This is a genomic window from Pseudoalteromonas piscicida (assembly GCF_002208135.1).
Lineage (GTDB): Bacteria > Pseudomonadota > Gammaproteobacteria > Enterobacterales > Alteromonadaceae > Pseudoalteromonas > Pseudoalteromonas piscicida_A.
Genome location: NZ_CP021646.1, coordinates 127960 through 142468, shown reverse-complemented (window position 1 = coordinate 142468; position 14509 = coordinate 127960). Strand labels below are relative to the sequence as shown.

Here is a 14509-nt window from a genome sequence, read left to right as displayed (position 1 = left end):
TGAGTATTATGCAGTTTGTGATGAGGTAAGTAGATTAGCGATATGCTCACGCAACGCGCGTTTATCGATCTTTCCAACTTTCGTTTTTGGTAGTGACGCAATAAATTCAAAGCGGTCAGGATACTTGTAATCAGCGAGCCCACGACCTCGAACAAAACGGTTGAGCGTTGCCCTTGTGAGTCGTTGGTCAAGCTCTTCTCGCGGCACGACAAATGCGCATATACGCTCACCCAACAGACTATCTGGCATTGCAACAACCGCACAATCATGAACCGCAGGATGTGCCAATATTTGGTTCTCGACTTCTTCTGCTGCGACCTTTTCGCCACCTTTATTGATTTGATCCTTATCGCGGCCCTCAACAATTATGTCGCCCGATGCAGTTTGTTTAACCACATCACCACTACAGTAAAAACCATCTTCAGTAAATGCAGCTAAGTTATGAAGTTCAGCGTTTAAATAACCACGAAATGTATAAGGCCCTTTAGTCGTTAATAACCCAGCCTCTCCTTGAGGTACTGGTTGATTATTCTCGTCGACGATACGGATTTCGTCAGCTGCACTCATTGGTCGACCTTGTGTATGATGTCGCGTCCATTCGTCATCATCGAGACGGGTATAGTTGACAAGCCCTTCCGCCATGCCAAATACCTGCTGCAACGTCACAACAAGCTCTTTTTCCATTCTGGCAGCGAGGGTGGCACTGAGCTTAGCTCCACCGACTTGGAGCACAGTTAACGAGCTTAGGTCATAGCGTTGTCGCTCTCGGGAATCGAGCCACAAAGAAACCGCAGGGGAACCAAAGCGGCCCAATTTGGTTTATGGGCCTCGATCAGCCTAAAACAGCTGCTTGGTGAGGGTTCTGGAGCACAGATCACTGTACCACCAGCGTAAAACACTCCCAATGCGCCGGGTGAACTAAGCGGAAAATTGTGTGCGGCAGGTAGAGCGCAAAGGTATCGCGTTTGTTTATTCCATTGACACACTTCGACACTTTGGCGAACACTATAGTAATAATCATTATGGGTACGAGGGATCAACTTAGGTGTACCTGTGCTTCCCCCGACAATTGAAAGAATGCCACATTGTCCGCTTGATGCTTACGAAAAGGCAGAGAATCAAAATGCTCAAAGCATGCAGAAGCATGCAGCTTTTCACCAAGCTCTTTCGCCCAAGTACTTTGACCGCGCAGCAGCACATGCTGTAGCTGCGGTGTACACGCTTGTAACTGTTCAAAGAATTGACTATCACCAAACAAAGAATGCTTTGCGTCCGCAATGATCAACTTTGGCTGCAGAGCGGCGGCGTAATGTGTTAACTCTACTTGGTTATGATTCATCAAAGCATTAACAGGTAACACCGCCAGCTTTTGTAAAGCAAAAAATACCACATAGAATTCGTAGCAATTAGGCAATTGCACAATAGCGGTGTCACCGGCACAAAGTCCTTGCGCAGCCATATAACTCGCCAGTCTCGTCGCCTCTTTTTCCAAGCATGCATAGGACTTCTCGATATCGTTATCGATAACTGCAATTTGGGTCGGATTTTCTTGTACTTGACGCTCTAAGATCTGACTTAACTCTTCATCTATCCAATATCCAAGATTGCGATATCGCTCTGCATCCTCAACAGGCCAACTAACACAACTTTTTAACATAAATACGACCTTATGAAATTTCCTATGTGGGTTATTTCGTTATGCAAAATCCATTCGGCGTTTAGAAAAAATAATGAAATTAAAAATACCACTTAATTATCAAAACCTTAATACCAAACACCGAGATCCAATTTGCCGCTAACCCCCTAATGACGATTGCCCCTAAGATTAATTTAGAAAAATTTAAAATAATTCTCATAACTGTTCATATTTTTACCTACGCACCTTTTGATGACACAAACGTTACAAATAAGTAAATTAAAATTCGATTTAGCTATTGACAAAAACCCGATAAAAAACTTAGGATCTAATTGAGAATTATTTTCATTATCAATCATAGAGGGATAAAATGGCAGTAGTGTTGCGCTCAGATAATACGGTAGATGTTCGTCGTTGGGCCGATATAATTGAAGTACAAAGGGAGAAATTGACTGCATATTTAACCACTATTCTTCACTGCCAATACCTCGCAGAAGACGCTTTACAGGAAACGTATATTCGTCTGTCAAAAATGCCTGATGAACAAGATCAAGCCATTAGCAATCGTTTGGCTTACTGCTATCAAACAGCAAGAAATATTGCAATTGATATGGTAAGGAAAAAATCAAAGGAAAGCTGGGTTAGCTTAGATAGCGCACAGCCAGGACAATACACTGACAAGCAAGTCAGCGCTGAAGAAACCTTAATTGAGCAAAATCTAGATGGCTGTATGATGCAAGCGGTAAGCTCTCTATCAAAACGCCACCAGAACATTCTAAGCTTGTATAAACGTGGTGATTACAAGCAGAAGGATATTGCCAAGATATGTGCAATTTCACCGACGTTAGTGAATTTTATAATTCAAGAAGTGATTGTAACGTGTCAAACCGTATTAGCACACTAAGTATCTAAACCAGCTTGAACGCGTAATTTTGCAGCAATGAAATCAGGGTGAGCAACATAAAACAGCCCGGCTATTTTCCGAATGATATGGTCTTCATGGCTGTCGAGTTCGCCATCTGCATAAGCAACGTGCCACAATAACTCAATGATCTCGATGCGCTCTATGTCGCTGGTGTGGTTATTCACTTGTTTGGCAAAAGAATACATATCTACCGCCTGTTCCACCAATTGCTGTGCTTGTGTTATCAGTGCACTGACTTGTGGTTCAGGCAATTCACAACGTGTTTTGAGTAGCTCCGCAATTTTATCGAACTCCGACTGTTGTAGTTTGCCGTCCGCTCGCATCACTTCAACCAACAATGCAGCAAGCGCGGTATTAAAGTCGATTTCTTGTTTCGGTGATGATTCCTGCAAGCTTTGAAATAGTTTTTTAAGTTGGTTAAGCAAGTAGCTAATCTCCCATGTGATATACTGTAAATGTAGCAGACTAAAAGGACAGTTATGCGTAAGTTATCATTGAGACTAAATTCATTAAAGCTAAGTTCCCTAGTCGTAGGTGTAACACTGCTCTCGGCGTGCCAATATACACCAGTTCCACGGGGCGAACCTGAAAAGCTCTATGACTTTGACCACAAAGTACATTATGAGCAAACCACGTATAACGATGACCACTTTCGACTGGCAATTAAGCCAGATAGTTATGCGCATTTTAGGCAACAAAGCGTATTTTTGCTGCGCCATGCCAAACGCTTATGCCAAGGCAGTAACCCACAATTGACATTACTTGGTGGCGTTCAAGGCTTTGATAAGATGCCATTAGAGCCACGACCTTATCAGAATGACTTAACGGTAGACGTAAAATGTGTGGCCAAATAGCCACACATTTTTGTTAGCGCTATAAATCTTTTTCAGTAACCCGCGCTGGGTTTAGTCTTCATATCCCCAAGGCGCTTTTGGTGCGGCGATTGGTTTAGTTAAATCAAAGTCCACTCGAAACTCTCGCCCTTCACGCACCAAACGATAGGTAAACTGCTCTGGGTAGATATACATCTGCCATGTATTTCCGACTGACTGCGGGATCCCTTGCTGGACGAATAACTGTTTTGAGTATTCATCAGCTGGGAACGACTGCACGGTGTTAAATCCCGCATCTAAGGTATGACCACCATACATAGTAGAAACATCGTCGCTGCCATCTTCATGACGGTGATCGTGCTTCAAGCTCAAACCACTCCCTGTTTTGGTGATGATCCAAGTTCTTGAAGCATCTTTTCCTACATGAAATGGAACTTGAAGCTCAGAGTCGCTGCATTTACGAACGTGCATCACAAGGCGAGCATCACTAAAGCTGCTTGGCCCTTGATTATCCACTGTCACTTTACCTTCGTAGGCTTTACCACAATGCGCTTTAATAGCGTCAAAAAATGCATCATGGCTTGGAATTGAAACCAGCGGGGCAGGACGCGCAAAGGCGGCACAGCTCAAGGTCGCGAGTAGCGCTAAAGTTAATTTTTTCATTGGAGACACCTAAAACAAATAAAGCCAGAGCTTAATCAGCTTCTGGCTTTGTGGCAAAATTATTCGACCAAATTGAGTAAGCAGGTATTATTGCCAAGGTCTTGTAGTAGCAAGCTGCTGCTCAAAAGCATCAATTTGGGTGTTTAATAATTCAGTCTCACCGATAAAATCAAGACCACTCAAGAGGCGTGTTTTGATGTCTTCTCGCACCTCAAAGTCAATTGGTGCAATACCTGCTCCGCTGATCTGCTGCGCTTCTAGGTCAATACTCAAATGCACGTGTGATTGTTGCTCGCACGCATCGAAAAGCGTATCTAACGTACTGGCTGGTAATGCAATGCAAAGCATTTGGTTATTACCACAATTGTTAAAAAAGATATCGGCAAAGCTCTCGGCTAAGATCACGGTAAAACCATATTGTTTTAATGCCCAAGGAGCATGCTCACGAGACGAACCACAACCAAAGTTGTCACGTGTTAACAAGATGGACGCGCCCTGATATTGTCGATAGTTAAGCACAAAGTTCGGATCTGGCTGGCCATCTTCAAGATAGCGCCAATCATAAAACAGCGCTTTATCAAACCCATCGCGGCTGGTTGAAGTTAAAAACTGCTTGGGAATAATTTGGTCTGTATCAACATTGTTTTTGTCTAATGGCGCAACTAGGCCCTGATGAAACACGCTCATGACGCCTCTCCTCGAATATCAGTAAAGTGACCGGCAATTGCTGCTGCCGCCGCCATTGCTGGACTCACCAAATGCGTACGACCGCCTCGCCCTTGCCGCCCTTCAAAGTTACGGTTTGAGGTCGATGCACAGCGCTTTTCTGCGCCAAGACGATCATCGTTCATCGCCAAGCACATAGAGCAGCCCGGTTCACGCCACTCAAATCCAGCAGCTTTGAAAATATCGGCTAAGCCCTCTTGTTCGGCTTGCTGCTTTACTAACCCAGATCCTGGGACGATAAGCGCTTCAACGCCTGCCGCTACACGCTTGCCCGCCACCACTTGTGCCGCGGCACGCAAATCTTCAATACGGCTATTGGTGCAAGAGCCAATGAATACGGTGTCGACTTTGGCATCGCTTAGCCTTTGTCCTGCTGTGAGGCCCATATATTTCAGCGCGCTGCGCATCGCATCTGCTTTGACTAAATTAGGTTCATCGTCAGGGTTAGGTACTAAGTCATTAATACCAATGACTTGCTCTGGACTTGTCCCCCAGGTTACTTGAGGTTGCACACTATCAGCATCCAGCTCCACGACACGATCAAATTCAGCATCCGGGTCGCTATGCAAGGTTTGCCAATAGCGCACCGCAGCATCAAAGTCTTCGCCTTGAGGTGCAAATGGACGACCACGTAAATACGCAAAGGTTTTCTCGTCAGGTGCAATCAAGCCGGCTTTCGCCCCCATTTCAATACTCATGTTGCAAAGCGTCATCCGCGCTTCCATAGACAGCGCCTCGATCCCCGTCCCACAAAACTCAGCCACATAGCCAGTGCCACCAGCTGTGCCTAATTGCCCAATCACAGCGAGGATCAGGTCTTTTGCAGTCACGGTCGGACGCAATACGCCATTCACTTGAATTTTTAACGATTTGGCTTTTTTCTGTTGTAATGTTTGCGTGGCCAGCACATGCTCAACCTCTGATGTACCAATACCGTGAGCCAGTGCACCAAATGCACCATGCGTTGAGGTATGACTATCGCCACAGACAATCGTTGTACCCGGCAAAGTGATCCCTTGCTCAGGTCCCATTACGTGCACTATGCCTTGGTTAATCGAATTCAAATCGTAAAGTACAATGCCAAACTCTTCACAGTTTTGTGCCAACGCTTGCAGCTGGTTTTTGCTCACCTCGCTGGCAGCATCAATCGAACGACTCTTGGTCGAGACATTATGATCCATCGTCGCAAAGGTTTTTTCTGGACATCTTACCGGACGATTATGCTCTCTTAATCCCGCAAACGCCTGCGGTGAAGTAACTTCGTGTACCAGATGACGGTCAATGTATAACAGATCGGTTTGCTCGTTTAATTTAGCAACCACATGGGATTGCCAAATTTTATCGTATAATGTTTTTGCCACTTGCTCTTACCTTTATTAAACCCTGTCGACGATCGCTTGCGCGACATCCATAGTCGTAAATCCAGCTTGGGGATAGATATCCGGTGTACCTACACCATCTTTCACCGCTTCTGCTACTGCCTTTTCAATTGCGCGCGCCGCTTCGTCTTGCCCCAATGAATAACGTAGCATCAGCGCGGCACTTAAGATCTGTGCAATTGGGTTTGCCACCCCTTTTCCGGCGATATCTGGCGCTGAGCCGCCCGCAGGTTCATATAAGCCAAAACCCGATTGATTTAGGCTTGCCGATGGTAATAACCCCATGGACCCCGTGATCATTGCACATTCATCAGAAAGGATGTCACCGAACAGGTTATCGCACAGTAGCACATCAAACTGGCTTGGTTGCTTTACCAACTGCATCGCAGCGTTGTCGATATAGATGTGATCAAGCGCCACATCTGGGTATTCTTTCGCGACTTCATTGACCACTTCACGCCACAGTACACTGGTTGCCAGCACGTTGGCTTTATCTACAGAAGTCACATGATTGCTTCTAAGTCTCGCGGCATCAAAAGCAAAACGGGCGATGCGTTCGATTTCTTTGCGCGAATAGGTTTGCGTATCAAACGCCGACTCGCTTTCGCCCTCACCTTGGCGACCTTTTTCGCCAAAATAAATCCCGCCAGTAAGCTCACGGACGCATAAAATATCAAAGCCTTGCTGGCTAATGTCACTGCGTAGTGGAGAGGCTGCGCTCAATGCGGGTAATAGCTGCGCAGGACGCAGATTACAAAATAGCTGAAAATGCTTTCTAAGCGGTAATAAGGATGCCCGCTCTGGTTGCTCATTTGGTGGTAAGTGCTCCCACTTAGGCCCACCCACAGAGCCAAATAAAATCGCATCAGCGGCCTCACACGCGGCTAATGTCGCCGCGGGTAGGGCCTCGCCAAATTGGTCTATGGCCGCACCACCAATCGCTTGTGGTGACTTTTCTAAAGCAAAGTTGAACTTAGTCGCCACTTTATCTAATACCAGCTCAGCGGCTTGCATCACTTCTGGGCCAATTCCATCTCCAGCTAGTACGGCGATTTTGTAGTTTGCTTGACTCATCCTGCTTTCCTTTGTTGTTTTAGGCTAGACACTTTTTGTGCTCTATCAATTAGGTTATATACTCGGATCATGGCTCTCACTGACGCTTCCACGATGTCTGCTGCAAGCCCCACACCGTGATATTGTTTACCATCAAACTTGGCAATAATATCGACTTGGCCAAGTGAGCTTGCCCCTTTACCCGTCGCATCTAGGTTATATTCCACGACTTCCACCGCCATGCCTGTGATACGCTCAATAGCTAAGAACGCTGCTTCTACTGGACCGTTGCCAGTTGCCGCTTCTTGCTTAAGCTCACCATTCAAGGCAATCCCCACTGTCGCGCTCGCAATTGATTGAGAGTTCGAAGATGCGTTGACGAACTGTAATTGGTAGCGCTCGTCTTTATCTTTGATTTGGTTGAAATAAATCATCGCTTCAAGATCATAGTCGTAAACCGTGCCCTTTTGATCGGCTAACGCCAAAAAGCTTTCATACAGGCTATCCATATCGTAATCCGATTTTTGATAGCCAAGCTCGGTAAGACGATGCTCGATAACATGTCGACCAGAGCGTGAAGTCATATTTAATTGGTTACTCGGCACACCAACGGTTTCTGGTGCCATGATTTCATAGGTGTTTTGTGCTTTTAACACACCATCCTGGTGAATACCCGAGCTGTGTGCAAAGGCATTTTCGCCTACAATTGCCTTGTTTGGCTGCACCGGCATATTGCAGATTTTGGCAACTTGGCGCGACGCGCGATAAATCTCTTCGCTACGAATATCTGTGTACACTTTTAGGTGGTCTTGGCGCATCTTCATGATCATCGCCACTTCTTCTAGTGAGCAGTTACCTGCACGCTCACCAATACCATTAATGGTACATTCGATTTGTCTTGCACCGGCTTGTACCGCCGCGATTGAATTTGCCACCGCAAGCCCTAAATCATTGTGACAATGGACGCTTAGCCTGGCTTTGTCGATGTTAGGCACATTATTACGAATATGGTAAATCATCGCTGCATACTCGTCTGGTGTGACGTAACCTACGGTATCAGGTAAGTTAATCGTAGATGCACCAGCATTTATCGCCGCTTCAACAATACGACACAGATCAGAGTGAGGCGTACGCCCGGCATCTTCACATGAAAACTCAACATCATCGGTGTACTTTCTGGCTTGAGAAATGGCCTTAATCGCCATGTTAGTCGCATCGTCTAGACTCATTCTTAACTTATGTTCTAGGTGCAGTGGACTGGTTGCGATAAAAGTGTGAATGCGGCGCTGCTCAGCGCCTTTAAGGGCTTCGCCACACGCGTCGATATCTTTACTAACCGCACGAGCAAGGCCACAAATAGCAGGACCTTTAACCTCGGCTGCAATACGTTGTACCGCGCGAAAATCAGCCGGACTTGATACTGGAAAACCCACTTCCATGACATCCACATTAAGACGACTAATGGTATGCGCCAGTTGTATTTTATCTTCCTCTGTTAAGCTGGCTTTTAACGCCTGCTCACCATCCCTTAATGTTGTATCGAAAATCCAGACTTTATCTTGCATACCTTTACCCTCAGCCAAAAAAAACCCCGCAAGTGCGGGGTGTCTACAGTAAATGTCGCTCAATTCGCGCAATTACACCCCACCCCTCTGGTTTACCAGTAGGAGGTTAAGAAGGAGTGAAATACGCGCAGTCATTTTCATTGAGCTAAGTGTTCCTGTTGATGAATTGGTCATGTTTTAACATGCTTTAAAAGCGACAATCAAGCATAAATTATCCCAAAAATAGAGTTTACACCTCATTTTATTGGTAACTTAAATCACAATAATGCTATTTATAGAAAATATATTTCAATATTAGAAGTTAACACAGATAGGATATGAAATGAGCAGGGTAATTTTGAATTTTAATTACCAATAAAAAAATAGCCAATTTAGGCTACTTTTTTATTGGCTCTGGGTGTTTTGCATAACCAGAGGCACCTTTTGCGATATATCGTAACTGCCATTTCAAACGCTCGGTCAGTTCAGCACGTTGGGGAGGATCTTGGTCCAAAGCCTCCGCACCTGAACTAAACACTAAGGTTACCATCGCTTCGGCTTGCATGTGAGCATGATGAGCGTCGACTCCCGTTTCTGTTTCAAGGTAATGAGCAAGCTCTAAGATAAAATGCTTTATTTCTCTGGCAACCGCGGCACGAAACGCAGGGGAAGTGCCTGATCGCTCTCGTAGTAACAAACGAAACTGGTTGCTCGACTGTTCAATAAACTCCATAAAGGTGTGCACAGAAGTATTGATCACGCTGCCACCTTTAGCGATGCGACGCCTTGCTTGACGCATTAATTGTCGCAAGGTTAAGCCCGCTTCATCTACCATAGTCAGCCCGAGCTCGTTCATATCTTTGAAGTGACGATAAAAGGAAGTGGGTGCAATACCCGCCTCTCTCGCTACCTCGCGCAAACTTAAATTCGAGAAACTATGCTCTGCACTTAGTTGATTAAATGCCGCTTCGATAAGCGCTTGACGGGTCTTCTGTTTTTGTTGGGCGCGTACACCAGCCATGGACTTTCCCCAATTCGCTTCGAAAAATAAGAACAATAAACCGCAGTCTAAACCTTGACGCAGCAAGAATGAAATACTATTTTAGCGTACAGTTGTACGCTGAAATTAGATTTTGAGATTAATTGATGAAAAAACCACCCATTTTATGGACCAATGTGCTGTTCTTTAGCTTATCGTTTTTAGCTGCGATCACTTTGGTGCCTTGGTATGGCTTTGAATATGGTTATACCACCAGCCACTGGGTAGCCTTTGTTGCCTGTATGTTTTACGCCGGTCTGTCGATCACTGCTGGATATCACCGCTTGTGGGCGCATAAAGCCTATGACGCCCATCCTGTAATTCAAGTTATTTTTGCGTTGGGTGGCGCATTCGCTTTACAAAACAGTATATTACATTGGAGTAGCGATCACCGTGTGCACCACGGTCAAGTCGACGACCCAGTAAAAGATCCATACGCCGCAACACGAGGGTTCTGGTATAGCCATATCGGCTGGATGCTAAGAGATTATCAAGGCGATACGTACGGTGATTATAACAACGCCAGAGACTTACAACGTAACCCTATCGTGATGTGGCAACACAAACACTATATGAAGTTAGTATGGCTTACTAACATTGGTATCCCTTTAGTGCTTGGGCTATTGTTAGGTAATGTACTTGGCATGCTGCTATTGGCCGGCGTGCTTAGACTCGTATTGAGTCAACACTTTACTTTCTTTATCAATTCATTGGCGCACATTTGGGGCAGTCGCCCTTATACCGAAAAAAATACTGCGAGAGACAACGGCCTGTTGGCCCTATTCACTTACGGTGAAGGCTATCATAACTTCCATCATATTTTCGCGAGCGACTACCGTAATGGCATTCGCTGGTATCATTATGACCCAACTAAATGGCTGATCCGCACTTTTGCAGCGCTTGGCCTTGCTAGTAAGCTAAAACGCACTCCGGTTGAACGCATTGAAAAAGCCAAGGCGGAGACCTTGTTGAATAAGACTAAAGTCAGTCTCGCAAAATTGCCTTTGGCGCAAGATAAGCTTACATTGTTACAACAAGAGTATGATTTACTTCTTAAAAAGCTTCAAAACTACTGTACTGTGCAAAAGCAGGTACTCGAAGCCAAAAAGGAAGCCGTACGTGCACAATGCGAACATTCCGCACTGATGCAACAATATAAAGAGTTAGAACAAGCTTGGCAAAACCAAAAACAAGCTTGGATTGCACTAAATTCGAGGCTACTGAAAACGGCATAACGTTCAGCGGCCTCAACAACTTAAGGGGTGAGGCCGTGAGCAAAAAAGCTGCAGAGAAAACCGAAACTGTTCCACAATCCTATCAATACGATGCCATTATTATAGGCACTGGGCCCGGCGGCGAAGGCGCCGCCATGAACCTCTCAAAAAGTGGTAAAAAAGTTGCCGTTATCGAACGTCAGCATGCGGTGGGCGGTGGCTGTGTTCACTGGGGCACCATTCCTTCTAAAGCCCTTCGCCATTCTGTCAGTCGTTTAATTGAGTATAAAGCGAACCCGCTTTATCGTTTTACCGAGCGCCCACAGCGTCATACCTTTCAAGACATTTTGCACCATGCCAGTGATGTGATCTCAAAACAGTCAACATTACGTTCTAGCTTCTATGGCCGTAACCGCATTCACTTATTTCAAGGCGATGCCAGTTTTGTTGACGCGCATACGGTACAAGTCACTCATCAAGATGGTTCGCAAGAGTTACTCACCGCTAAAACTATTGTGATTGCCACAGGCTCGCGTCCATACCGCCCACCAGGCGTTGATTTTAACCACCCTCGCGTCTACGACAGCGACACTATTTTAAGCCTTGAGCATAATCCTCAACGCGTGCTGATATACGGCGCGGGGGTAATAGGCTGTGAATATGCCTCAATCTTTAAAGGGCTTGGCGCAAAGGTAGACCTTATCAACACCCGCGACCGCTTATTGGCCTTCATGGATGCCGAGATCTCTGACGCACTCAGTTATCACTTTTGGAATAATGGCATTGTTATTCGCCATAATGAGGAGTTTGCTAAAGTAGAGACCCATGATAAAGGGGTTATTGTGCATCTACAGTCTGGCAAGAAAGTGCGCGCTGACTGTATTTTGTGGGCCAATGGTCGCTCCGGTAATACAGAAACACTCAACCTTACAAGCGTAGGTCTAAAAGCTGATAGCCGCGGCCAGCTTAAAGTCAACGAACACTATCAAACCGAAGTGGAAAACATTTTCGCAGTTGGAGATGTGATTGGCTATCCAAGCCTAGCCAGCGCAGCGTTCGATCAAGGCCGTATTGCGGCCAATGCGATTGTGCACGGTGCCTGTGATGATCGTTTGATAACCGACATCCCAACTGGCATTTACACCATTCCAGAAATGAGCTCTGTTGGTAAAACCGAGCAAGAGCTTACCGCTGCGCGCATTCCCTATGAAGTGGGTCGCGCCCAGTTTAAACACTTGGCTCGGGCACAGATCACAGGCACTGAAGTCGGTAGCTTGAAAATTTTGTTCCATGCAGAAACCAAAGAAATATTAGGTATTCACTGCTTTGGTGAACGTGCATCCGAGATCATCCATATCGGCCAAGCCATTATGGAACAAAAAGGGACGGGTAATAACATCGAGTACTTTATTAATACTACCTTTAACTATCCAACAATGGCCGAAGCCTATCGCGTTGCAGCATTAAACGGCATTAATCGTCTACTGGATTAACGTATTATATGGTATGAATAAGCGTGACACCTTGGGCGTCACGCTTATTGTTATAAATTAAATCGATACTCAGCGCTGAGTCGCCACACATTATCGGTTTGCTTAGGCTTACCATTAAATGCCTCTCTGTTTGCAACTGTGGTTGTTAGATTCAAAAGTTCACCACCCACCAGCCAACTGCTATTAATTTGACACTTCACAGCAGCGGTCAGTGCATGACCATCACTTTGGTTTGGGTCGAACTGCCAGTCGTCTTTATCAATGACTTTAAATTGTTCCGCTCGCACACTAAAACGCCAATCGTCAAACTTGTGGCTCAGCAACAAAAACCAACTATTAAAATCGATATCGACTCCACGATTACCACCCATTGCAGTACTACCAGCCATGCCTTGGATCAGTAACTGTGTTTTCAACGTCAACTTATAACGCCAAGCCGCGCTGATAAATTTAGTGTCCCATGCATACTGCCCGATTCGGTAATTGATCTTACTTGGATCGCCATTATTATCATACCAATAGACATTGATTTTACTGCGGTTTGAAAAGTCGCGATGATACCCAACATAATAACCAAACCGGCCATCTACTTCAGAAAACGGTTCAACATGCTGTGCTTGAAGTTGTAGCTGTGGTGTGTTCAACGACTCCACAGCTGCAAAGGGAAGGCTTTCATTGAACACCGACTGCCTGTCATGTACGGTGAAGCCTCGCCATGCGAGCAAGGTGCCAGCTGGATCATTGCCCTTAAAGACACCAAACACGCCTTTGAATCCCTGACCTCGGCTACGATGCGTCTTAGGCTGCTCAATTGCGACTTCACCACCAAATACCCGCACTTCCTCACCTATCCAAGCGTTGATAGCCGAATACTGGTATGTATAAGGTGATGACCAGCCAATATCTGGGTTCTCAACAGAAAACTTCGGATAAAATCCACCCGCTCGCACAATAACGCGACGGCCGTTTTTAGGCAGTGTTCGATATTGCAAATACAGTTCTGTAAAACCGAGCTTATCATCTGGGTCTGACACATACTGTGTTACTCCGTGCAAAGACCAAGCGCTGGAAAAATCTACACGCCAATCAATAGCCCCACGACTAAGCGTAATATCTGACTCCCCTTTACCAAAACGCGTAACACCCCATCCAGGCTGATACCAAGCTTTATGATTATCATCATGCTGCCAGGTCGTTTGCAGTTGCCCTTGTCCAGAAATCTCAACTGCTCCTGTTTGCCCCATGACAAATAATGCCAGGGCGGCACTTAGCTTAGTAATCATCGAAGTCATCGGAGAAGTCCTTAAGTGGAGCAACCAGTGTTTGCTTAATTTGATAGGTAATTGCTTGAGTGTTGTTCACAGCGGAAAGCGAATGCTGTTCTATTTTGTCTATATTTTCGAATCTTTCATGCCACACATTCAGATTCAGTGCGCCGACTTGATCAATATTTAGGTCGATCGATACTTTACCGCTGCTATCCGTCACCGCAAATAATGGGCTATTTACAACTACGATATAACCTAGCATCCAATCGTGAATATTGCAGCCAAGCTCAACTACACCTATTTGATCAAATAATACGTATTTTGGGTCATCACGATACAACTTGAGCTCGAACGGCTTTGCAGCAGAGAAGGAATAGACGTGGTGCAGAATGGGATCTAAATTCGGAAATGAGACTTGTGTCCCTACTTGCACCATCAAAATATGTGGTACAAATGCTTTATCCTTTTGCCCCATTTTATATTCTAGCGTGGCACTATTTTCACCAAAACCATCCCCTTGCAACCACACAGCTGCATTCGCTAGTGGCCGTTTATCACCATCGACAATTTGTACTTCAAGGGCATTGACTAGACAGGTTTGTAGCATTGCCAGCACAACAGCAATACGCCCAAAAATCGTTAGGTTTAGCATCAGCAGTTCAACCTATCCTTATTATTTTTCTTAGCTTGTCTACACTAGACCGAGCGGAATAATTATTACATTCATCGCATTTAC

General features: G+C 45.4%; 16 protein-coding genes. 4 read left to right on the top strand and 12 right to left on the bottom strand.

Translation table 11 applies throughout. From position 1 onward, the window contains the following. Positions 1 to 6: 6 nt before the first annotated feature. The 3 genes from B1L02_RS25045 to B1L02_RS25035 are packed head-to-tail and all read right to left on the bottom strand — an operon-like array spanning position 7 to position 1657. Positions 7 to 783 (bottom strand): AMP-binding protein, encoded by a 777-nt coding sequence (locus B1L02_RS25045; RefSeq protein ID WP_269466965.1) that lies wholly within the window; start codon positions 781 to 783, stop codon positions 7 to 9. After that, positions 744 to 1040, bottom strand: coding sequence for an AMP-binding protein (locus B1L02_RS25040; RefSeq protein WP_269466964.1), 297 nt, complete (start codon positions 1038 to 1040; stop codon positions 744 to 746). Before B1L02_RS25040 ends, B1L02_RS25045 begins: the two co-directional genes overlap by 40 nt. Then, on the bottom strand, positions 1037 to 1657 hold the full coding sequence (locus B1L02_RS25035; RefSeq protein WP_269466963.1) for an AMP-binding protein: 621 nt from the start codon (positions 1655 to 1657) through the stop codon (positions 1037 to 1039). The genes B1L02_RS25040 and B1L02_RS25035 overlap by 4 nt, the downstream gene beginning before the upstream one ends. 349 nt (positions 1658 to 2006) lie before the next feature. Between B1L02_RS25035 and B1L02_RS00655 the strand changes: the two genes are divergently transcribed. After that, positions 2007 to 2540, top strand: coding sequence for an RNA polymerase sigma factor (locus B1L02_RS00655; RefSeq protein ID WP_088529539.1), 534 nt, complete (start codon positions 2007 to 2009; stop codon positions 2538 to 2540). Here B1L02_RS00655 and B1L02_RS00650 read toward each other — a convergent pair. Next, positions 2537 to 2986 (bottom strand): TerB family tellurite resistance protein, encoded by a 450-nt coding sequence (locus B1L02_RS00650; protein WP_017219307.1) that lies wholly within the window; start codon positions 2984 to 2986, stop codon positions 2537 to 2539. The genes B1L02_RS00655 and B1L02_RS00650 overlap by 4 nt on opposite strands. Positions 2987 to 3040: 54 nt before the next feature. Between B1L02_RS00650 and B1L02_RS00645 the strand changes: the two genes are divergently transcribed. Then, a complete protein-coding gene (locus B1L02_RS00645; protein ID WP_017219306.1) occupies positions 3041 to 3415 on the top strand; it encodes a hypothetical protein in 375 nt (124 codons plus the stop codon). Positions 3416 to 3466: 51 nt separating this feature from the next. Here the strand turns inward: B1L02_RS00645 and B1L02_RS00640 are convergent, their stop codons facing one another. From B1L02_RS00640 to fabR, 6 genes are all read right to left on the bottom strand, one after another. Beyond that, positions 3467 to 4057: a hypothetical protein gene (locus B1L02_RS00640; RefSeq protein WP_088529538.1), complete on the bottom strand. Its 591-nt coding sequence runs from the start codon at positions 4055 to 4057 to the stop codon at positions 3467 to 3469. 87 nt (positions 4058 to 4144) lie between these two features. After that, a complete protein-coding gene (gene leuD / locus B1L02_RS00635; RefSeq protein WP_088529537.1) occupies positions 4145 to 4744 on the bottom strand; it encodes a 3-isopropylmalate dehydratase small subunit in 600 nt (199 codons plus the stop codon). Then, entirely contained in the window at positions 4741 to 6144 is a 1404-nt protein-coding gene (gene leuC / locus B1L02_RS00630; protein ID WP_088529536.1) for a 3-isopropylmalate dehydratase large subunit, read from the bottom strand. The genes leuD and leuC overlap by 4 nt, the downstream gene beginning before the upstream one ends. Positions 6145 to 6159: 15 nt before the next feature. Further along, on the bottom strand, positions 6160 to 7236 hold the full coding sequence (leuB, locus tag B1L02_RS00625) for a 3-isopropylmalate dehydrogenase (protein WP_010604310.1): 1077 nt from the start codon (positions 7234 to 7236) through the stop codon (positions 6160 to 6162). Continuing rightward, a complete protein-coding gene (gene leuA, locus B1L02_RS00620) occupies positions 7233 to 8780 on the bottom strand; it encodes a 2-isopropylmalate synthase (RefSeq protein WP_088532227.1) in 1548 nt (515 codons plus the stop codon). Before leuA ends, leuB begins: the two co-directional genes overlap by 4 nt. A 376-nt stretch (positions 8781 to 9156) precedes the next feature. After that, positions 9157 to 9780, bottom strand: coding sequence for an HTH-type transcriptional repressor FabR (gene fabR / locus B1L02_RS00615; protein ID WP_088529535.1), 624 nt, complete (start codon positions 9778 to 9780; stop codon positions 9157 to 9159). A 125-nt stretch (positions 9781 to 9905) separates the two neighbouring features. Between fabR and B1L02_RS00610 the strand changes: the two genes are divergently transcribed. Continuing rightward, positions 9906 to 11033, top strand: coding sequence for an acyl-CoA desaturase (locus tag B1L02_RS00610; protein ID WP_088529534.1), 1128 nt, complete (start codon positions 9906 to 9908; stop codon positions 11031 to 11033). 35 nt (positions 11034 to 11068) lie between these two features. After that, positions 11069 to 12505, top strand: a complete 1437-nt coding sequence (sthA, locus tag B1L02_RS00605) for a Si-specific NAD(P)(+) transhydrogenase (RefSeq protein WP_088529533.1) — start codon at positions 11069 to 11071, stop codon at positions 12503 to 12505. A 50-nt stretch (positions 12506 to 12555) separates the two neighbouring features. Here sthA and B1L02_RS00600 read toward each other — a convergent pair whose 3' ends face one another. Together B1L02_RS00600 and B1L02_RS00595 are read right to left on the bottom strand one after the other, a co-directional pair. After that, a complete protein-coding gene (locus B1L02_RS00600; RefSeq protein ID WP_088529532.1) occupies positions 12556 to 13797 on the bottom strand; it encodes a hypothetical protein in 1242 nt (413 codons plus the stop codon). Further along, complete coding sequence (locus B1L02_RS00595) at positions 13778 to 14425, bottom strand: methylamine utilization protein (protein ID WP_088529531.1); 648 nt, start codon at positions 14423 to 14425, stop codon at positions 13778 to 13780. Before B1L02_RS00595 ends, B1L02_RS00600 begins: the two co-directional genes overlap by 20 nt. Positions 14426 to 14509 lie beyond the last annotated feature (84 nt).